The 16878-nt window shown below is 67.4% G+C and carries 21 protein-coding genes and 1 riboswitch; of the genes, 9 read left to right on the forward strand and 12 right to left on the reverse strand.

The window, feature by feature from the left end:
• Nucleotides 1-106: 106 nt before the first annotated feature.
• From ACWDTP_RS30210 to ACWDTP_RS30220, 3 genes are all read right to left on the reverse strand, one after another.
• Nucleotides 107-697, reverse strand: coding sequence for a helix-turn-helix domain-containing protein (locus ACWDTP_RS30210; RefSeq protein ID WP_450026743.1), 591 nt, complete (start codon nucleotides 695-697; stop codon nucleotides 107-109).
• 239 nt (nucleotides 698-936) lie between these two features.
• The gene (locus tag ACWDTP_RS30215; RefSeq protein WP_450026745.1) at nucleotides 937-2091 is read right to left on the reverse strand and encodes an FAD-dependent oxidoreductase; all 1155 of its coding nucleotides are present in this window, start codon (nucleotides 2089-2091) and stop codon (nucleotides 937-939) included.
• The gene (locus ACWDTP_RS30220; RefSeq protein WP_450026747.1) at nucleotides 2088-3575 is read right to left on the reverse strand and encodes a gamma-aminobutyraldehyde dehydrogenase; all 1488 of its coding nucleotides are present in this window, start codon (nucleotides 3573-3575) and stop codon (nucleotides 2088-2090) included. Before ACWDTP_RS30220 ends, ACWDTP_RS30215 begins: the two co-directional genes overlap by 4 nt.
• A 123-nt stretch (nucleotides 3576-3698) precedes the next feature.
• On the opposite strand from ACWDTP_RS30220, the gene ACWDTP_RS30225 reads away from it, so the two are divergent.
• The 5 genes from ACWDTP_RS30225 to ACWDTP_RS30245 all read left to right on the forward strand — a co-directional run bounded on the left by ACWDTP_RS30225 (nucleotide 3699) and on the right by ACWDTP_RS30245 (nucleotide 7669).
• The gene (locus tag ACWDTP_RS30225; protein WP_450026749.1) at nucleotides 3699-4217 is read left to right on the forward strand and encodes an Lrp/AsnC family transcriptional regulator; all 519 of its coding nucleotides are present in this window, start codon (nucleotides 3699-3701) and stop codon (nucleotides 4215-4217) included.
• On the forward strand, nucleotides 4214-5599 hold the full coding sequence (locus ACWDTP_RS30230; protein ID WP_450026751.1) for an aspartate aminotransferase family protein: 1386 nt from the start codon (nucleotides 4214-4216) through the stop codon (nucleotides 5597-5599). The genes ACWDTP_RS30225 and ACWDTP_RS30230 overlap by 4 nt, the downstream gene beginning before the upstream one ends.
• A 131-nt stretch (nucleotides 5600-5730) precedes the next feature.
• Nucleotides 5731-5967, forward strand: a complete 237-nt coding sequence (locus ACWDTP_RS30235; RefSeq protein ID WP_450026753.1) for a type II toxin-antitoxin system Phd/YefM family antitoxin — start codon at nucleotides 5731-5733, stop codon at nucleotides 5965-5967.
• A complete protein-coding gene (locus ACWDTP_RS30240; RefSeq protein ID WP_450026755.1) occupies nucleotides 5964-6335 on the forward strand; it encodes a type II toxin-antitoxin system VapC family toxin in 372 nt (123 codons plus the stop codon). The genes ACWDTP_RS30235 and ACWDTP_RS30240 overlap by 4 nt, the downstream gene beginning before the upstream one ends.
• Before the next feature lie 101 nt (nucleotides 6336-6436).
• Nucleotides 6437-7669 carry a serine hydrolase gene (locus ACWDTP_RS30245; protein ID WP_450026757.1) on the forward strand — a complete coding sequence of 411 codons (1233 nt, stop codon included), beginning with the start codon at nucleotides 6437-6439 and terminating at the stop codon, nucleotides 7667-7669.
• A gap of 38 nt (nucleotides 7670-7707) precedes the next feature.
• On the opposite strand, the gene ACWDTP_RS30250 is transcribed toward ACWDTP_RS30245, so the two are convergent.
• Nucleotides 7708-8640, reverse strand: coding sequence for a PhzF family phenazine biosynthesis protein (locus tag ACWDTP_RS30250; protein WP_450026759.1), 933 nt, complete (start codon nucleotides 8638-8640; stop codon nucleotides 7708-7710).
• Nucleotides 8637-8984: a hypothetical protein gene (locus ACWDTP_RS30255; RefSeq protein WP_450026761.1), complete on the reverse strand. Its 348-nt coding sequence runs from the start codon at nucleotides 8982-8984 to the stop codon at nucleotides 8637-8639. The genes ACWDTP_RS30250 and ACWDTP_RS30255 overlap by 4 nt, the downstream gene beginning before the upstream one ends.
• A 155-nt stretch (nucleotides 8985-9139) precedes the next feature.
• On the opposite strand from ACWDTP_RS30255, the gene ACWDTP_RS30260 reads away from it, so the two are divergent.
• A complete protein-coding gene (locus tag ACWDTP_RS30260; protein WP_450026763.1) occupies nucleotides 9140-9469 on the forward strand; it encodes a DUF732 domain-containing protein in 330 nt (109 codons plus the stop codon).
• A gap of 27 nt (nucleotides 9470-9496) precedes the next feature.
• Here ACWDTP_RS30260 and ACWDTP_RS30265 read toward each other — a convergent pair whose 3' ends face one another.
• From ACWDTP_RS30265 to ACWDTP_RS30275, 3 genes are read right to left on the reverse strand one after another with little or no spacing between them, the layout of a single operon-like run.
• Entirely contained in the window at nucleotides 9497-9895 is a 399-nt protein-coding gene (locus ACWDTP_RS30265; RefSeq protein WP_450026765.1) for a PIN domain-containing protein, read from the reverse strand.
• A gap of 10 nt (nucleotides 9896-9905) precedes the next feature.
• A complete protein-coding gene (locus ACWDTP_RS30270) occupies nucleotides 9906-10160 on the reverse strand; it encodes a hypothetical protein (RefSeq protein ID WP_450026767.1) in 255 nt (84 codons plus the stop codon).
• A gap of 27 nt (nucleotides 10161-10187) precedes the next feature.
• A complete protein-coding gene (locus tag ACWDTP_RS30275) occupies nucleotides 10188-11036 on the reverse strand; it encodes a nitronate monooxygenase (RefSeq protein ID WP_450026769.1) in 849 nt (282 codons plus the stop codon).
• Between the two features lie 31 nt (nucleotides 11037-11067).
• Nucleotides 11068-11133: riboswitch (guanidine-III (ykkC-III) riboswitch) on the forward strand.
• A 10-nt stretch (nucleotides 11134-11143) separates the two neighbouring features.
• On the opposite strand from ACWDTP_RS30275, the gene ACWDTP_RS30280 reads away from it, so the two are divergent.
• Entirely contained in the window at nucleotides 11144-11461 is a 318-nt protein-coding gene (locus tag ACWDTP_RS30280; protein ID WP_450026771.1) for a DMT family transporter, read from the forward strand.
• Here ACWDTP_RS30280 and yhjD read toward each other — a convergent pair.
• Both yhjD and trpS read right to left on the reverse strand, forming a co-directional pair.
• The gene (gene yhjD / locus ACWDTP_RS30285) at nucleotides 11455-12483 is read right to left on the reverse strand and encodes an inner membrane protein YhjD (protein ID WP_450026773.1); all 1029 of its coding nucleotides are present in this window, start codon (nucleotides 12481-12483) and stop codon (nucleotides 11455-11457) included. The genes ACWDTP_RS30280 and yhjD overlap by 7 nt on opposite strands.
• 19 nt (nucleotides 12484-12502) lie before the next feature.
• Nucleotides 12503-13519: a tryptophan--tRNA ligase gene (gene trpS, locus ACWDTP_RS30290; protein ID WP_450026775.1), complete on the reverse strand. Its 1017-nt coding sequence runs from the start codon at nucleotides 13517-13519 to the stop codon at nucleotides 12503-12505.
• Nucleotides 13520-13624: 105 nt separating this feature from the next.
• Here trpS and ACWDTP_RS30295 point away from each other — a divergent pair, with 105 nt between their 5' ends.
• Entirely contained in the window at nucleotides 13625-14245 is a 621-nt protein-coding gene (locus ACWDTP_RS30295; protein WP_450026777.1) for a TIGR03086 family metal-binding protein, read from the forward strand.
• Here ACWDTP_RS30295 and ACWDTP_RS30300 read toward each other — a convergent pair.
• Complete coding sequence (locus ACWDTP_RS30300; protein WP_450026783.1) at nucleotides 14233-15030, reverse strand: exodeoxyribonuclease III; 798 nt, start codon at nucleotides 15028-15030, stop codon at nucleotides 14233-14235. The genes ACWDTP_RS30295 and ACWDTP_RS30300 overlap by 13 nt on opposite strands.
• An 88-nt stretch (nucleotides 15031-15118) precedes the next feature.
• Between ACWDTP_RS30300 and ACWDTP_RS30305 the strand changes: the two genes are divergently transcribed.
• Nucleotides 15119-15952 (forward strand): alpha/beta fold hydrolase, encoded by an 834-nt coding sequence (locus ACWDTP_RS30305; RefSeq protein ID WP_450026779.1) that lies wholly within the window; start codon nucleotides 15119-15121, stop codon nucleotides 15950-15952.
• Here the strand turns inward: ACWDTP_RS30305 and ACWDTP_RS30310 are convergent.
• On the reverse strand, nucleotides 15949-16878 hold a 930-nt coding region (locus ACWDTP_RS30310), incomplete at its 5' end, for an NADP-dependent isocitrate dehydrogenase (RefSeq protein ID WP_450026781.1). The genes ACWDTP_RS30305 and ACWDTP_RS30310 overlap by 4 nt on opposite strands.

Below are 16878 nucleotides of genomic sequence, written 5' to 3' on the forward strand. Positions count from 1 at the left end.
CATGCCGCGGTGAGGAGCACGCCTGCGGCGAGCACCGCCGGCAGGCGGCGGGTGACGGGGGTGGCCATGGAGATCTCCTTTGATCTGTGCGGAATACGTTGGCGTGTCATGTCGGCCAGTCGGTCGGCGGGCTGACGATCCAGATCAGCTCGACCGTCGCGTCGCTCAGGTTGTGCACGGTGTGCGGCATCGAGGTGCGGTACTCGGCGCTGTCCCCCGCGTCGAGCACATACCGCTCACCGTCGAGTTCCAGGGTCGGGGTTCCGGCGATGACGATCAGGATCTCCTGCGCGTCCCCGTGCACATAGGCCTCGCCCGCGCTCGATCCGGGGGCGAGTTCCCCCGCGTACACCTCGAGATTTCGCAGCGGCTTCTGCGAGAGGAGGTACTTAGCGCTGAGCTCCGACACCTCGATCGCCGGGCGGGCCGCCTTCCGGAGGATCCGGACGTCGGTGACCTCGTCGTCGGTGAACAAGTCCGGCAGCAGGATGCCCAGCGACTGAGCCAGCCGGCGCAGCGTTCCGACGCTCGCGTTGACCTGCCCGCGCTCCACCTGGCTGAGAAAGCCCGCGGAGATACCCGCACGATCGGCCAACTGACGGAGCGACATCTTTCGTGCGGCCCGGAACTGGCGAATCCGGTTGCCGACCACGGTGTCTGCCGTCTCGGCGGGATCGGGTTCGACGGTCGAGCTCATATCGAAACATCCATTCGTCAGATAAGAGCAAGACGATTGCCTTCAACGAACACTTTGTTCGCTGAGGCCGAACCTTATGTCTGCCCGGCCGCCGGCCGCAAGGCTTCGATCACATTCCTCGAATACTGTGATGTAGGACACGTTGCGGTGTTATCGACAGACCTTGGCATCTTTTGCCACGATTTGCATCGTTGAAAGCGCTGTTTGCGACCGATTCCGTGGTTCGCAGGCAGGTGTGGTCAATGCCTGCCGAGCACGTGCGGGCCGCTGCGCACGGGGACGCCCCGCGCGAACCGTTCCGGCGACCAGGTGGCCACGTCGGCGTCCGGCGTACGCCCCTCCGCCAGATCGGCGAGCACCTCGCCCATCAGCGCGGAGTATTTGAAGCCCTCCCCCGAGTCACCGCAGGCGACGATGACGCCGCCGCCGAGCCGGCCGACGACGAATCCGCCGTCGGGAGAGTCGGTCCAGCTGCAGACCTGGGCGTCGAGCACCGTCGGAACCACGGAGGACATATCGGCCCGGACCCGGTCGCGCAGCACGGCGGTGCGACCGCCCTCGGGGGTCCGGTCGGAATCGCCGGCACGGTAGTCCCGCAGCGGAACGTCCAGGCCGACCTTGTACCCCGCACCGGGCGCGGGCATCGCGTAGATGCCAGGCCGGTCCGCGCTCGGCCCGTCGAACAGGCACGGAAACCCATCGGCGGCACCAGGATCGGCCGGATCGCCGAAGTACACCACCTGCTCCAGATAGGGATGCAGTCCCAAATCGAGGCCCAGCGGCGAGAGCAGCGGGCCGGCCCCCGGCCCGGGCGCCAGCACCGCGACGTCCGCGTCGATCGGCGCACCGCCGGCCGGCACCACCCGCACGCCTTCGGAGCGCCGCTCGACGCGGTCCACGTCCCGTTCGAGAAGTGTGGTGGCAGGGTGACTTCGGAAGATTTTCAGCTGGGCCCTTAGGGATTCGGCGGCGAGCACGACGCCCGCCACCGGTTGCCAGAGGGCTTCGCGTCCGTCGCCGCGCAGTCCAGGGAAGAACCTGCCCACGTCGCCGGCGGCCACGTTCGTGTACCCGACACCGAGTGCGTCCAGCGTCGAGGTCACGGCGGGCAGCGACTGGTCGTCGCGCCACAGCAGGCCACGCGTGAGAAACACAGGTGTGCCCGCCCGCCCGGCCAGGCGGTGCATGGCGTCGAGGCCACGCTGCGCCATCCGCGCCCGGAGCGGGTCGGGGTCGGCGAGCCGCCACAGCCGGGTCGAGCCCGACGATGACGACAGCCCGTTCAGCGGACCGTACCGGTCGATCAGCGTCACCCGGTGCCCACGGCGGGCGAGTTCGGCCGCGGTCGGCAACCCCCAGGCGCCGGCCCCGACGACGACGCAGGCCAGCGTCATCGTTTGGCGAATACTGTTCGATGCCAGTCCTTTTCGGCGACACCGGTGATATCGCTCATGACGTGTTTGATGGTCAGGTACTCCTCGAAGGAGTAGTCGCTCATATCCTTGCCGAACCCCGAGGCCCCCATGCCACCGTGCGGCATCTCGCTGATGATCGGGATGTGGTCGTTGATCCACACGCAGCCCGCGTTGATCTCGCGCGACGCCCGCTGGGCGCGGTACAGGTCGCGGGTCCAGGCCGAGGCGGCCAGACCGTAGACGGTGTCGTTGGCCTGCCGGATCGCGTCGTCGTCGTCGGTGAAGGCCCGCACCGTCAGTACCGGACCGAAGATCTCGTCGCGGTAGACCTCGGAGTCCTCGGCGACGTCGGCGATCAGGGTCGGCCGGTAGAACGCACCGGCCAGATCGGGTGCCGAACCGCCGGTGACCACCCGGGCGCCCTGCTGCGGGGCCCTGGCCACCATGCCGGCGACCTTGTCGCGATGGGCGAACGAGATCAGCGGGCCCAGGTCGGTGTCGGGGTCGTGCGGATCGCCGACGACGATCTTGCCCATCACCTCGGCGACCCCGGCGACGAAGTCGTCGTAGAGGTCGCGGGCGACGATGGCCCGGGTGGCGGCGGTGCAGTCCTGCCCGGTGTTGATCAGCGAACCGGCGACCGCACCCTGGACGGCGGCGTCCAGATCGGCATCGTCGAACACCACGAACGGGGCCTTGCCGCCCAGTTCGAGCTGGGTGCGGTGACCGTGCACCGCGGCCGCGGCCATCACCTTGCGGCCGACGGCGGTCGAGCCGGTGAAGGTGACCACATCGACGCCGGCGTGCCCGGCCAGGGCCGTCCCGACATCGGCGCCCGCTCCGGTCACCACGTTGAACACCCCGTCGGGCAGCCCGGCCTCGGTGGCCAGCCGGGCCAGGGTCAACGTGGTCAGCGGGGTGATCTCGGCGGGTTTGATCACCACCGGACATCCCGCGGCCAGGGCCGGGATCACCTTCCACACCGCCATCTGCAGCGGGTAGTTCCACGGCGTGATGGTGGCGACGACGCCGACGGCCTCGCGCCGGATGCTCGACGTGTGCTCGCCGGAGTACTCCGCGGTGGCCTTGCCCTCCAGGTGGCGCGCCGCGCCGGCGAAGAAGTCGATGTTGTCGATGCTGCCCGGCACGTCGAACTCGGTGGCCAGCCGCACCGGTTTACCGGTTTGGCTGACCTCCTCGGCGATCAGCTGATCGGAATGTTCGTCGGCCAGTTTCGCCAGTTTGGCCAGGACGGCGGACCGTTCGGCCGGCGTCGCGGCCGACCAGGCCGGCAACGCGGCTCTGGCCGCGGCGACCGCCGTGTCCACGTCGGCCGGGCTGCCGAGGGCGTATTCGGCAACAGCCGCACCGGTCGCCGGGTCGACGATCCGATGAGTCTGCCCGCCGGTCGCCGCCGCATTCCCGTCGATCCAGCTGCCCGCCATATTTACTGTCACACCCATGCTTCGACGCTATCCGATCAGTCGAACACCGTGCTACGCAATACCTCATATCAAGCCGCCACAAACAAGTGAATTCATCGATACGGTTGCCTCAAACAACGGATTCCGTGCACAATCGGTGGCATGACCAACCCAGATGGTCACGAGCTGGCCTCCATCCCGCTGCGCGTGAACCAGTCTCGCAACGCTCCCGCCTTCCAGCTCGATGAGCTGTCGAAAGCGATCATCGAGAAGCTGCAGGCCGACGGCCGACGGTCCTATGCCGGCATCGGCAAGGCGGTCGGGCTGTCCGAGGCCGCCGTGCGGCAACGGGTCCAGCGGATGGTCGACGCCGGCGTCATGCAGATCGTCGCGGTGACCGATCCCATGCAGCTGGGGTTCGCCCGTCAGGCGATGATCGGCATCCGCTGCACCGGCGACACCACCAAGCTGGCCGAGAAGTTGGCCAATATCGAGTCGGTCGACTACGTCGTGCTCACCGCGGGCTCTTTCGACGCCATCGTCGAGGTGGTCTGCGAGGACGATGACAGCCTGCTCGAGCTGCTCAACACCGAGATCCGCGCGCTGCCGGGAGTGATATCCACCGAAACCCTTGTATACCTGAAACTCGTTAAACAGCAATATAATTGGGGAACTAGATGACTATCGCAGATATCACCGAAGCGGCGCCGACCGATCTGGGCGCCAAGGCCAACCGTCACTTGTGGGGCCACTTCGCCCGCCACGGACAGGGCATCACTCCGCCGATCATCACCCGGGGTGAGGGCGTGCGGATCTTCGACGACAAGGGCAAAGGCTATATCGACGGCCTGTCCGGCCTGTTCGTCGTCCAGGTCGGCCACGGCCGCAAGGAACTGGCCGAGGCCGCCGCCAAGCAGGCCGAAACTCTGTCGTTCTTCCCGCTGTGGTCCTACGCCACACCGCCGGCCATCGAACTGGCCGAGCGGGTGGCCGGCTACGCGCCGGGTGACCTGAACCGGGTGTTTTTCACCACCGGCGGCGGCGAGGCCGTCGAGAGCGCCTGGAAACTGGCCAAGCAGTATTTCAAGCTCACCGGGAAACCCGGTAAGCACAAGGTGGTTTCGCGCGCGATCGCCTACCACGGCACCCCGCAGGGAGCGCTGGCGATCACCGGCATCCCGGCCTTCAAGGCGCCGTTCGAGCCGCTGACCCCCGGCGGGTTCCGGGCGCCGAACACCAACTTCTACCGGGCGCCCGCCGAATACGCGCACGACGAGAAGGCGTTCGGCCGCTACTGTGCCGACCGGATCGCCGAGGCCATCGAATTCGAGGGCCCGGAGACGGTCGCCGCGGTGTTCCTGGAGCCGGTGCAGAACGCCGGCGGCTGCTTCCCGCCGCCGCCCGGATACTTCGAGCGGGTCCGCGAGATCTGCGACGAGTACGACGTGCTGCTGGTCTCCGACGAGGTGATCTGCGGGTACGGCCGGATCGGTTCGATGTTCGCCTGCAACGACTTCGGGTATGTGCCCGACATCATCACCAGCGCCAAGGGCCTCACGTCGGGCTACTCGCCGTTGGGCGCGATGGTCGCCAGCGACCGGTTGTTCGAGCCGTTCAGCGACGGCAAGACGGTGTTCGGCCATGGTTACACCTTTGGCGGGCACCCGGTTTCGGCTGCGGTCGCACTGGCCAACCTCGACATCTTCGAGCGCGAAGGCATCAACGACCACGTCCACGAGACGGCGCCGGCGTTCCGGGCCACGCTGGAGAAGCTCTACGATCTGCCGATCGTCGGCGACGTCCGCGGTGAAGGTTTCTTCTACGGCATCGAGCTGGTCAAAGATAAGGCCACCAGGGAGACGTTCAACGACGAGGAGTCCGAGCGCCTGCTGCGCGGGTTCCTGACTCCGGCGCTGTGGGAGGCCGGGCTGTACTGCCGCGCCGACGACCGCGGCGACCCGGTCGTGCAGCTCGCTCCGCCGCTGATCTGCGGGCAGGCCGAGTTCGACGCGATCTACGAGATCCTGCACGGTGTGCTCTCCGAGGCGGGCAAGCTGCTCTGACCCTGGCACAGCGAAACTGCGCTGAGATCGTCGTTCCGAACGGAAACGCGATCTCAGCGCAGTTTCGTTTCCGCCAGGTCCGACCGGCATGGAATCTGGTCAGACCTGACCAGGCCCGTTAAACTGCGGGCATGGGCGATACGGTCAATGTGTATGACGCGAAATCACGCTTCTCGCGCCTGCTCGCCCGCGTAGAGGCCGGCGACGAGATCGTGATCAGCCGACACGGTCGGCCCATCGCGCGATTGGTCCCGTACCAGCCGGATCGGATCGTTCGCCGACCGGGAGCCTGGAAAGGTCGGGTCACCATCGCCGCCGACTTCGATGACTTCACCGCCGCGGACGAGCGTGCCTGGTACGGAGAATGAGAGGGCTCGTCGACACTCATGTCCTGCTCTGGTGGCTCGCCGACGACAAGAACCTCTCAGCTGCGCATCGCGCGGCGATCGCGGAGCCCGATAACGAAGTGTTCGTCTCCGCGATAACCGTCGCAGAGGTCGCCATCAAGGCTTCTCTTGGCAAGCTCCAGGCTCCTACCGGACTCGATGGCGTCCTGGCTGAGATGGGATTTCGCGAATTGCCGTTCACCGCAGCACATGCGGAGACGCTACGGGAGTTGCCGTGGCACCACCGCGACCCGTTCGACCGGATGCTCGTCGCGCAGGCCATCACCGAGCATCTCGATCTCGTCACCGTCGACAACCGGCTGCGCGACTACCCCGTTACCTGCATCTGAGGACCAGCGCCCCGACCCATGCCCCAGTTTTAACAACAGTCACACACGTCACAGCGTGGCAAACGGGAAAAGGGTCCATCGTCGCCTAATCTTCGGACACGATGGCGACCTTGCGCAGGACCTCTCAACGCGCGGTGTCCGTGTTCGCGGCACTGGCGATGCTGACCGCACCCCTGATCACCGTCGGTGTGGCCCATGCCGATCCCGTGGCCGCACCGCCGGACGCCAACGCCTGCCCGTACAAGGTGACGACGCCGCCGGCGGTCGACGCCTCCGAAGTCCCCAAGCCCGGCAATCCGACCCCGGGCCCGCTACCGGTGCCCACCGAGACGGTCGGCGGCGACGCGCTGTCGAGCTGCGGCGTGATCACCGCGCCCGATACCCCGCCGGTACCCGACGACGTGTCCGCCGAGGCCTGGCTGGTGGCCGATCTGGACACCGGTGACGTCATCGCCGCACGCGATCCGCACGCCAGGCACCGGCCCGCCAGCATCATCAAGGTCCTGGTGGCCACCGCGGCGCTCAACGAGCTCAACCTCAACAAGCGCGTTGCGGGCACTCAGGACGACGCCAACTCGGAAGGCACCAGGGTCGGTGTCGGCCCCGGCGGCCAGTACACGATCAACGAGTTGCTGCACGGCCTGCTGATGCACTCCGGCAACGACGCCGCGCACGCCCTGGCGATGCAGCTCGGCGGTATGCAGCCCGCGCTGCAGAAGCTCAACGTGCTGGCCGGCAAGCTCGGCGGCCGTGATACCCGCGCCGCCACCCCGTCCGGCCTGGACGGCCCGGGCATGAGCACCTCGGCCTACGACATCGGACTGTTCTACCGATACGCCTGGCAGAACCCGGTTTTCGCCGACATCGTCGCGACCAAGGACTTCGACTTCCCGGGCCGGGACGGCAACCCGCCGTATCCGGTGGAGAACGACAACCAGATGCTCTACAACTACCCGGGGGCGATGGGCGGCAAGACCGGCTACACCGACGATGCCGGCCAGACCTTCGTCGGGGCCGCGAACCGCGACGGCCGACGCCTGGTCGCGGTGCTGATGAAGGGAACCCGGTTGCCGATCGCGCCGTGGCAGCAGGCCGCGCATCTGCTCGACTACGGTTTCGCCACCCCGGCAGGCACCAAGGTCGGCACGCTCGTCGACCCCGATCCGTCGCTGAACGCACCCAAGCCCGACGAGCCGTCGGCGGCCCAGGCCGCGGCGGTGCTACCGCCGGCCGACGCGATGCCGGTCCGGGTCGGCGTGGCCGTTGTCGGGGCGATCATCGTCTTCATGCTCATCATGGGTGCGCGGTCGCTGAACCGTCGCACGCTGAACTGACCACGGATCCCATACTTTTGCCCTGAATCTGTTGCCGCTCAATCCAAGTCGAATGTTCCGGTGAACATCTCGGCGCACCGGCCACGGATCCTTGCCCGGACCGTGCTGCCGTCTCGTACGCTTCGCGAAACCACCGTGGACGGCCGAGCCATGTCTTCGCCCTGCCGAATCCGCAGCGCAACGTCGGCACCCTGCACATCTGACAACAGCGCTGCGAGGGCCGCTGCCGCGCTGCCGGTGGCCGGATCCTCCACCAAACGGAATGTGAACATCCGCGCCGACAAGTCCATATCCGTTGTGGCACTGTGCGATGTGGCGTCACGTGTGTAGAGGTACACCGCCTTCGCCCCGTCCAGGGGGAACAGTTCGTCATAAGCTCGTCGGTCCGGACGAGCGCGGCGCAGAGCATCACGGGAATGCAGTTCGACAGTGAGGAACGGCAGACCCACCGAGATGACCTGCGGACCATGGATTACTGTGCGGATGTCCTGACCGGCAAGGCCGATACACGCGGCCGCCACATCGGGTTCAACGATCGTTGCGCGCGACAAAGCCTCGGGAGAAAGAAGCTCGGCGCCGACGACCTCGTCGTTTTCGACCATCAGATCAATCTCGACGAGGCCTGCCGCTTCCTCGAACTGGAACCGTCGCGGTGGCGAACCACCCTCGGCAGTTCCGTGTCGCGCCAACAGGAACGCCGTGCCGATATTGGGATGACCGGCGAACGGCACTTCACGGTCGGGGGTGAAGATCCGGACCTGTGCGGTGTGACGGGGGTTTCGCGCGGGAAGGATGAATGTCGTCTCGATGTAGTTGAACTCGGCCGCCAAAGCCTGCATCTGTGGATCAGTCAGACCGTCGGCATCGAGCACCACGGCCACAGGATTGCCCCCGAAGGGCCGGTCGGCGAAGACATCGGCCGTGACATAACGGCGCAACATCGGAGCTCCCATCATCGTCGAGGCGCTCACCAAGGCCCGATGAGGTATTCGAGCACGGCCAGGGCCACGGCACCGAGGATCGCGATCACCAGTCCCGCCACCGCCGCGAGTGCATACGGCCTCCCCGGGGCCACCCTGGCCAGCACCGCACCCGCGGTGGCCCCCAGAACGCCGAGCACCACAAAGCCGCCCAGCACAAGGTAGAACAGCGATGCCAGTGCCGCAGTCGGCGCATCGGCAAGTCCGTCGGCATAGCCGCTGAACGGCACCGGGAACCGGTACGCCACGGCAGTCAGCCCGGCCGCCAACGGCGCCCACCCGATCGCGGCGGCAGCTCCGACCAGCGCGCCGCGCAACGTCAAAGAATCCGCCATCGATCTCATCCTGACACGTCGGTACGTGGACGCGGTGGAGGCATCGTGGCCGTCGTCCAATTCAGGCCCGCAGCACCCGGACCCAATCCGTCGGATATACCGTTGCCGACGCCCGTGCCTGCGTATATTCGGCAGTGCATGCGAGGGGGGATGTCATGTCCGCATCGAAACGAGCCACCCGGGTCATCGCGACGGCACTGTCGGTCGCGGCGTTGCTGGGGGCAGCGGCCGCACCGGCGGCGGCCTGGCCGATCCCGTTGACCGACGTCGACCAGAGATACCTGAATGCGACGCGCGGCCAGTTTCCCGGCGACGACGAGCAACTGCTCCTGGTGGGACGGCAGGTGTGCCGCTCGCTCTACACCGGGCAACCCGCCCAGGCGGTGATCGATGCGACGGCTGCGCAGTACGGGGCGACTCCCGCGCAGGCCGCCGTCGTGGTCCGCGCCGCGCGTGGCACCTATTGCACCCAGGCGCCCGGCTGAGCCGACGCGAGCGGTCGCCCGAGGTAGCTAGATCGCGATGACCCTGATGAGGTTCTCCAATCCGCGAAAGTCGTTGGGATTCCGCGTGACGACGGGCATTCCCTCAGCGATCGCCACTGCCGCGATCATGAGATCGGCGAATCGCTTCCGCGGCTGCCGTTTTGCCGAGACGACCGCGCTCGCAACACGTCCGTAGGCGCGAGCGGCATTCACACCAAAAGCTATGGGGTCGAAGGCGGCTTCGGCTCTCTGCAGACGATCCTGCCGTCGGGCACGTTCAGCAGGGTCGGCAGTCGATACCGGACCTGCGGCAAGTTCGGCCAGTGTCACTGCGCTGATCGCGATCTGCTCCGGAAGGTCCTCCGGAGTGAGGGATTCCAGATCGACGACGACGGAAGTGTCGAGCAAGCCCACCTTTTCTCGCATATGCGCACGCTCAGCTTCGTGGAGCGGGATCTTGATCAGCGAGTGCGTCTATGTCGGCGCGAAATCGAGCCGCGTCGACTGCCGGTGCATGACGGAACGTCTCGACCACGACGTGTGCATCTACCAGCCTGCGGCGGCGCAGCGGACGAAGCTCGCCGACCGGTTCACGATTACGGGTGATGACGAATGTCTGCCCTTCATCCAGTGCCCGCAGCACCCGGCCACTGTCGTTGCGCAATTCCCGCTGACTGATCTCCTCGGCCATGACTCAGCGTAGCACTAACTGCTACACCTATCCCCACCTGCGCAGCAGCGCTTCGGCACCGTCACGCAGCTGCGAAACGGTCTCGGCCGCCGAGCGCATCCGGGTCACCGACCCGACGCCCTGCCCGGCATTGACCGGGGTTCCGCGCAGCACCCGTTCGGGAATGCTTGCCGGCCAACGGTATCCGGCGGCGATGTCGAACTCCCGGGTCAGCTCGGTGTCGGTGCCGGCCAGCAGGGCATCGCGAGACGCCTCAGGGGTCAACGCCTCGGTACAGGTGGCGAAGACGGTTCCCAGCCAGGCCCCCGCCGCACCGGCGGCCAGTACCGCGGCCACCGCACGGGCCGAGGAGATCCCGCCCGCGGCAAGCACCGGCACCTCGACGGCATCGAGCACCCCGGCCAACAACGGCAGCGTGCCCAACAGGGGTTGACCGTGGCCGCCACCCTCGGCCCCACGAGCCACCAGGACATCGACGCCGGCATCGGCCGCGCGCCGGGCCGCATCGACGGTGGCCACCTGAGTCGTCACCGTCGACCCGGCGTCGTGGGCTCGGCCCACCCAGTCGAAGTCGTCGCCGAAACTCACGCTCAGCAGGGCGGGGCGGGCCGCAAGCGCGGTGTCGAGCAGATCAGGCCGGTCCTGCATGACCCAGTGCACCAGGCCGATACCGAAAGGGCGACCGGAACCGTCGAGCAGCGAAAGTTCGCCCCGCAGTTGTGCAGCGTCGGCCGAACTGCCCATCCCGATCATGCCGAGGCCGCCCGCCCTCGACACCGCAGCGGCCAGCCGGCCGCCCGCCGCCCCGCCCATCGGGGCGTTGACAATCGGAACCTCGACGCCGACCGCCTCGGACCAGGTGGTTGCCAAGCTCACAGCCGGCCATGTTACGTCGTTGTTACACTGGGCACTGCCAGCACATGGCACCGGACGAGGCGACACCGTACCCGGCCAGCGACAAGACGGAGTCTGGGAGGTGTCTCGTGGCCTGGCTGATTCTGGTGGCGTCGGGAGTTCTGGAAGCCGTGTGGGCGACCGCACTCGGCAAATCCGAGGGATTCACCCGGCTCGCTCCGTCGGTGACCTTCGGTGTGGCCCTTGTCTTTTCGATGGTCGGTCTGGCCGTCGCGATGCGCAGCCTACCGCCCGGTACGAGTTACGCGGTGTGGGTGGGCATCGGCGCGGTGCTCACCGTCGGATACGCGATGCTGACCGGCACCGAGCCCGCATCAGCGATCAAGGTGGTGCTGATGCTCGGCGTCGTCGGTTGCGTCCTCGGCCTCAAGCTCGTCACTCACTGACGCCGAATCACTCGCGAGATACCCAGCGCACCAACGGCACCCGCTACCGCAGCGGCCACCACCCCCGGTGCGCCGACGCCTTCGCGGACCTGCACCCTGGTGAGGATGTGGGCCGGGTCGGGCGGTGCGACCGGTTCCTGGGCCAGGCTCTCGCGCGACGTCGCCGCCCACGCCGTGGCGAACAGGATCAACCGGGCGGTGACGTAGGCGAACACCATCAGGCCGAGCACCGGACCGAACGTCGAACCGGCGGGCCCACCCAACACGGACTGCAAGTAGACCGACGCCACCTGCTTGAAGATCTCGAAAGCGACCGCACCAAGCAGTCCGGCCCGCATCGCACTGCGGAACGGCACCGCCTCGCGCGGCAACCGGGAGATGATCCAGGTAAACAGCAACCAGGAGATCGCGACCGACACCAGGATCGACAGGCCGCGCAATCCCCAGCCGAGTCCGACCGCATCGCGAATCCCGATCCAGCCCAGCACTTTACGCATCAGGGCGGGGTCCCCCAGCGCGGTCAGCGCGACCGTGACCACGATGGCAAGGAAGGCCGAGATCAGCGCGAACAGGTCAGACAGCTTGGTGGCGACGAAGTTCGATTCGTTCTTGTGCTGCTCCCACATCTGGCTCAGCGCCTCGCGCAGGTTGGCCATCCAGCCCAACCCCGCCCAGGCCGCGGTGGCGATCCCGATGATGCCGACGGCGCTGCGTGACGCGATGGCCGAGTCCATCAGCGCGATCAGTTGCTGCCCGAGGTCGCCCGATACGGCTTCGCGGATCCGGTCCTCGAGCTCGGCCAGTAGATCGGGCCGGCTGGCCAGCAGGAACCCGCCGATCGAGAAGCCGACCATCAGCAACGGGAACAGGGCGAAGATGGTGAAGTAGGTGATCCCAGCGGCGTAGAAGTTGCCGTTGCAGTCGTTGTAGCGCTGCTGGGCCCGCATCACCCGGTCGAACCACGGGAAGCGGGCGCGCAACCGGTCCAGGACCCCTGGTTTCTCCGGCTCGTTCTCGTTCACCGCACCCCTCCCCAGGTGTCTACGACGTTTGCTGTAAGAACCCTAACCTGTCATAGACCCGGGCGAGGGTCCGACCCGAGGCCCCCCTGGCGCGTTCCGCGCCCGCCGCCAAAACCGCCTCAAGTTCGGATCGGTCGTCGAGCAGTTCATCCACCCTGGCCTTGATCGGCGCCACGAAATCGACGACCACGTCAGCGGTGTCCTTCTTGAGGTCGCCGTACCCGCGGCCGGCGTATCCCTCGACGAGCTTGTCGACGTCGGTACCGGTGACCGCGGCCTGGATGGTCAGCAGGTTGGAGACACCCGGTTTGGCCGCGGGGTCGAAGCGGATCTCGCGTTCGCTGTCGGTGACGGCGGAGCGGATCTTCTTCGCGGTGGCCTTCGGGTCGTCGAGCAGGCTGATCAACCCGGCATCGGAGACCGCGGACTTGCTCATCTTCGCCGTCGGATCCTGCAGATCGAAGATCTTGGCGGTCGCCTTGGGGATCATCGGCTCCGGCACGACGAACGTGTCGGGAAACCGCGCGTTGATCCGCTGCGCGACGTCGCGGGCCAGTTCCAGGTGCTGGCGCTGGTCCTCGCCGACCGGAACCAGATGGGTGTCGTAGAGCAGGACGTCGGCGGCCATCAACACCGGGTAGGTGAACAGCCCCACCGTGGTGGCGTCGGCCCCCTGCTTCTGCGACTTGTCCTTGAACTGCGTCATCCGCGACGCCTGCCCGAATCCGGTGAAACAGCCCAGCGCCCACGCCAGTTGGGTGTGTGCGGGCACGTGACTCTGCACGAACACCGTGGCGCGGGCCGGGTCGATGCCAAGGGCCAGGTACTGGGCGGCGGTCACCAGCGTGCGGCGGCGCAGGGTCTCGGGGTCCTGCGGGACGGTGATGGCGTGCAGGTCGACGACGCAGAAGTACGCGTCGTAGTCGTCCTGGAGCTGCGCCCAGTGCGTGACCGCCCCCAGCGCGTTGCCGAGGTGCAGGGAATCGGAGGTGGGTTGGGCGCCGGAGAACACGACCTGCTTGCTTGGGCTACTCATGATGCCCTCGATTTTCGCACTGGCGTCATCCGGTTTCGTCGCGGGTCAGCCCACCCGGGCATGGTCGACATTGCGCATTTGTAGGCTCACGCTTATTGTAAGCTCATGCCTACTATTGAATCCGACCTGCGTCCTCTGCACCGCCTCGCCGTCCTGAAATCCGTCGATATCGTCGACCGGATCGGCACCACCGACCTGGACCGTCCCACCCCGTGCGCGGACTGGACGCTGGCCGACCTGCTCGCCCACATGACCGTCCAGCACCACGGTTTCGCCGCCGCCGCGCGCGGTAACGGCGCCGACGAGGAGGTCTGGCGGGCCGCTGCCGTGGCCGACGCCGTCCGGGCCGACCCGGCCGGAACCTATGCCGCGGCGGCCCGCGGCGTGCTCGACGCATTCGCCGCGGACGGAATCGCCGATGCGGTGTTCGCCCTACCCGAATTCGGACCGAGTGCCACGTTCCCGGGCAGCCTCGCGATCGGATTCCACTTCGTGGACTACGCGGTGCACGGCTGGGATGTCGCCGCGGCCATGGGAATCCCCTACCACCTGCCCGACGATGCGGTCGCCGCGCTGCTGCCAATCGTCATGGCCATTCCCGACGGCGACTTCCGCACCGAAGGCAGCGCACCCTTCGGCCGTGCGGTGAATACTTCCACCGCAACGGATTTCGATCAGATCCTGGCGCACCTCGGGCGCCGCCCGGACTGGACTCAGCCGAACTGAACCGTCACCGGCGCGTGGTCGGACCAGCGCAGGGCGTAGGCGTCGGCCCGTTCGACCCGCGCCGACACCGCGCGCTCCGCCAGCTCGGGGCTGGCCAGGTGGTAGTCGATGCGCCAGCCCGCGTCGTTGTCGAACGCCTTACCCCGCCACGACCACCAGCTGTACGGCCCGGCCACCTCGGGATGCAACGTGCGCACCACATCCACCCAGCCGGTGCCCAGCAGCCCGGTCAGCCAGGCGCGTTCGGCGGGCAGGAAGCCGGATTTCTTGAGGTTGCCCTTCCAGTTCTTGATGTCGTTCTCGGTGTGGGCGATGTTCCAGTCGCCGCACACCACCACGTCGCGGCCCGTCGCGAGCAGCTCGGCCATCCGCGCCTCGACCGTGGCCATGAACCGCTCCTTCTCCAGCTGGCGGTCGGTCTCGGCCTCACCGGTCGGCACGTACATGCTCACCACCGTCGCGCCAGCGGTATCGGCTTCGAGGTAGCGCCCGTGGGCTTCGAACTCGTCGGAGGCCAGCAGCCGGGACTCCTCGATCGGGTGCCGGGACAGCACCGCGACCCCGTTGCGCCCCTTCACATGCGGCTCCGCCGACGCCAGGTGCCAGCCGTCGGCCAACGCCGGGGCGAGGGCGTCGGCCAGCTGGGCATCGTCGGCGCGGATCTCCTGAAGGCACACCACATCGGCCGTGGTCTCCTTGAGCCACGGCAGCAGGCCGAGATTCTCGGTGGACCGCTGTTTGACCGCGGCCCGGATGCCGTTGACGTTGATGGTGGTGACTGTCATCGAGGTTGGCGCACTCACGGCCGCGACCCTACCGACCGCCACCGACACACCCTTGCGATACCGGCGGTATCACCTTAGTGTCGGGCGAATGGCCGAACGCGCACCGATACACCTGGGCAGCAGTGACGGGGAACCGATCCTGCTGCTGCACCCGTTCCTGCTGTCGCAGAGCGTGTGGAAGTACGTCGCCCCGCAACTCGCCGACACCGGCCGCTACGACGTGTTCGCGCCGACCATGGCCGGGCACCACGGCGGCCCACATGCACCGCTGCTGCTCGACGTCGCCACCCTGGCCGACGACGTGGAACGCCGGCTCGACGAACTGGGTTGGGGCACCGCGCACATCGTCGGGAACTCACTGGGCGGCTGGGTGGCGTTCGAATTGGAGCGCCGCGGCCGGGCCCGCACCCTGACCGGCATCGCACCGGCCGGCGGCTGGTCCCGCTTCACCCCGGCGAAATTCGAGATCATCGCCAAATTCATGGCGGGTATGCCGGTGGTATTGGCGACCACCGCCTTGGGCCGGCGGGTGCTGCGGTTGCCGTTGTCGCGCCAAATCTCCTATGTGGCCGTCAGCGCGACCGCCGACGCACTCAACGACAGCGACCGCACCGACCTGATCGACGACGTGGCGCACTGCCCCGCGTACTACAAACTCATGGTCAAGGCGCTGACCACGGCCGGTCTGATGCAGATCGCCGACTCGCGCACCCCCACCCAGCTGGTGATCTGCGAGAAGGACCGGGTGCTGCCGGCCCCCCGGTTCACCAGGCATTTCACCAGAAGCCTCGCGGCGGACGCGGTGATCACCACGCTCGACGGCGTCGGGCACGTCCCAATGTTCGAGGCGCCGGGCCGGATCACCGAGCTGATCGTCGACTTCGTCGACAGCCACATCGACCCGGCCCGCGCCACCGGTTAATCCTCGGCGGTACCGAGCGTCTCGTTGAACGTCTTGCTCGGGCGCATCACCGCGGCCAGCTTGTCGTGGTCCGGGTAGTAGTAACCCCCGATGTCGACCGGCTTGCCCTGTGCCGCGTTGAGTTCGCTGACGATGGCGGTCTCGTTCTCGGCCAGCGCCTTGGCCAGCGGAGCGAAATGCGTGGCCAGGTCCTGGTCTTCGGTCTGCTCGGCCAATGCCTGCGCCCAGTACAGCGCGAGGTAGAACTGGCTGCCCCGGTTGTCGAGCTCACCGGTCTTGCGCGAGGGGCTCTTGTTCTCCTCCAACAGCTTTCCGGTCGCGGCATCGAGCGTGGTGGCCAGCACCCTGGCCTTGGCGTTGTCGCTCTTGGTGCCGAGATCGTCCAGGCTGGCGCCCAGCGCGAGGAATTCGCCGAGCGAGTCCCAGCGCAGGTGGTTTTCCTCCACCAGCTGGTGGACATGCTTGGGTGCCGAGCCGCCCGCACCGGTCTCATACATCCCGCCGCCGGCCATCAGCGGCACGATCGAAAGCATCTTGGCGCTGGTACCCAGTTCCAGGATCGGGAACAGGTCGGTCAGGTAATCGCGCAGGATGTTGCCGGTCGCGGCGATGGTGTCCTCGCCGCGGATCACCCGCTCGATCGTGTACCGCATGGCCCACACCTGCGGCATGATCTGGATGGTCAGGCCCTCAGTGTCGTGCTCCTTGAGGTAGGCCTTGACCTTCTTGCGCAGCTCGACCTCGTGCGGACGCTCGGTGTCCAGCCAGAACACCACCGGCATGCCCGACAGCCGGGCGCGGGTGACGGCCAGCTTGACCCAGTCCCGGATCGGGGCGTCCTTGACGATCGGCATGCGCCAGATGTCGCCCGCTTCGACGTTCTGGGTCAGCAGCACCTCGCCGGAGTCGATGTCGACGATGTTGGC

This window comes from Mycobacterium sp. NPDC003449 (assembly GCF_053588415.1).

Excerpts from the sequence above, each read along its gene's own strand:
- ACWDTP_RS30245 (WP_450026757.1), top strand. The coding sequence starts at position 6,437 with ATGGCGACCTTGCGCAGGACCTCTCAACGCGCGGTGTCCGTGTTCGCG.
- ACWDTP_RS30260 (WP_450026763.1), top strand. The coding sequence starts at position 9,140 with ATGTCCGCATCGAAACGAGCCACCCGGGTCATCGCGACGGCACTGTCG.
- ACWDTP_RS30305 (WP_450026779.1), top strand. The coding sequence starts at position 15,119 with ATGGCCGAACGCGCACCGATACACCTGGGCAGCAGTGACGGGGAACCG.
- trpS (WP_450026775.1), bottom strand. The coding sequence starts at position 13,519 with ATGAGTAGCCCAAGCAAGCAGGTCGTGTTCTCCGGCGCCCAACCCACC.
- ACWDTP_RS30225 (WP_450026749.1), top strand. The coding sequence starts at position 3,699 with ATGACCAACCCAGATGGTCACGAGCTGGCCTCCATCCCGCTGCGCGTG.
- ACWDTP_RS30270 (WP_450026767.1), bottom strand. The coding sequence starts at position 10,160 with ATGGCCGAGGAGATCAGTCAGCGGGAATTGCGCAACGACAGTGGCCGG.
- ACWDTP_RS30230 (WP_450026751.1), top strand. The coding sequence starts at position 4,214 with ATGACTATCGCAGATATCACCGAAGCGGCGCCGACCGATCTGGGCGCC.
- ACWDTP_RS30235 (WP_450026753.1), top strand. The coding sequence starts at position 5,731 with ATGGGCGATACGGTCAATGTGTATGACGCGAAATCACGCTTCTCGCGC.
- ACWDTP_RS30295 (WP_450026777.1), top strand. The coding sequence starts at position 13,625 with ATGCCTACTATTGAATCCGACCTGCGTCCTCTGCACCGCCTCGCCGTC.
- ACWDTP_RS30300 (WP_450026783.1), bottom strand. The coding sequence starts at position 15,030 with ATGACAGTCACCACCATCAACGTCAACGGCATCCGGGCCGCGGTCAAA.
- ACWDTP_RS30215 (WP_450026745.1), bottom strand. The coding sequence starts at position 2,091 with ATGACGCTGGCCTGCGTCGTCGTCGGGGCCGGCGCCTGGGGGTTGCCG.
- ACWDTP_RS30240 (WP_450026755.1), top strand. The coding sequence starts at position 5,964 with ATGAGAGGGCTCGTCGACACTCATGTCCTGCTCTGGTGGCTCGCCGAC.
- ACWDTP_RS30210 (WP_450026743.1), bottom strand. The coding sequence starts at position 697 with ATGAGCTCGACCGTCGAACCCGATCCCGCCGAGACGGCAGACACCGTG.
- ACWDTP_RS30220 (WP_450026747.1), bottom strand. The coding sequence starts at position 3,575 with ATGGGTGTGACAGTAAATATGGCGGGCAGCTGGATCGACGGGAATGCG.
- ACWDTP_RS30265 (WP_450026765.1), bottom strand. The coding sequence starts at position 9,895 with ATGCGAGAAAAGGTGGGCTTGCTCGACACTTCCGTCGTCGTCGATCTG.
- ACWDTP_RS30255 (WP_450026761.1), bottom strand. The coding sequence starts at position 8,984 with ATGGCGGATTCTTTGACGTTGCGCGGCGCGCTGGTCGGAGCTGCCGCC.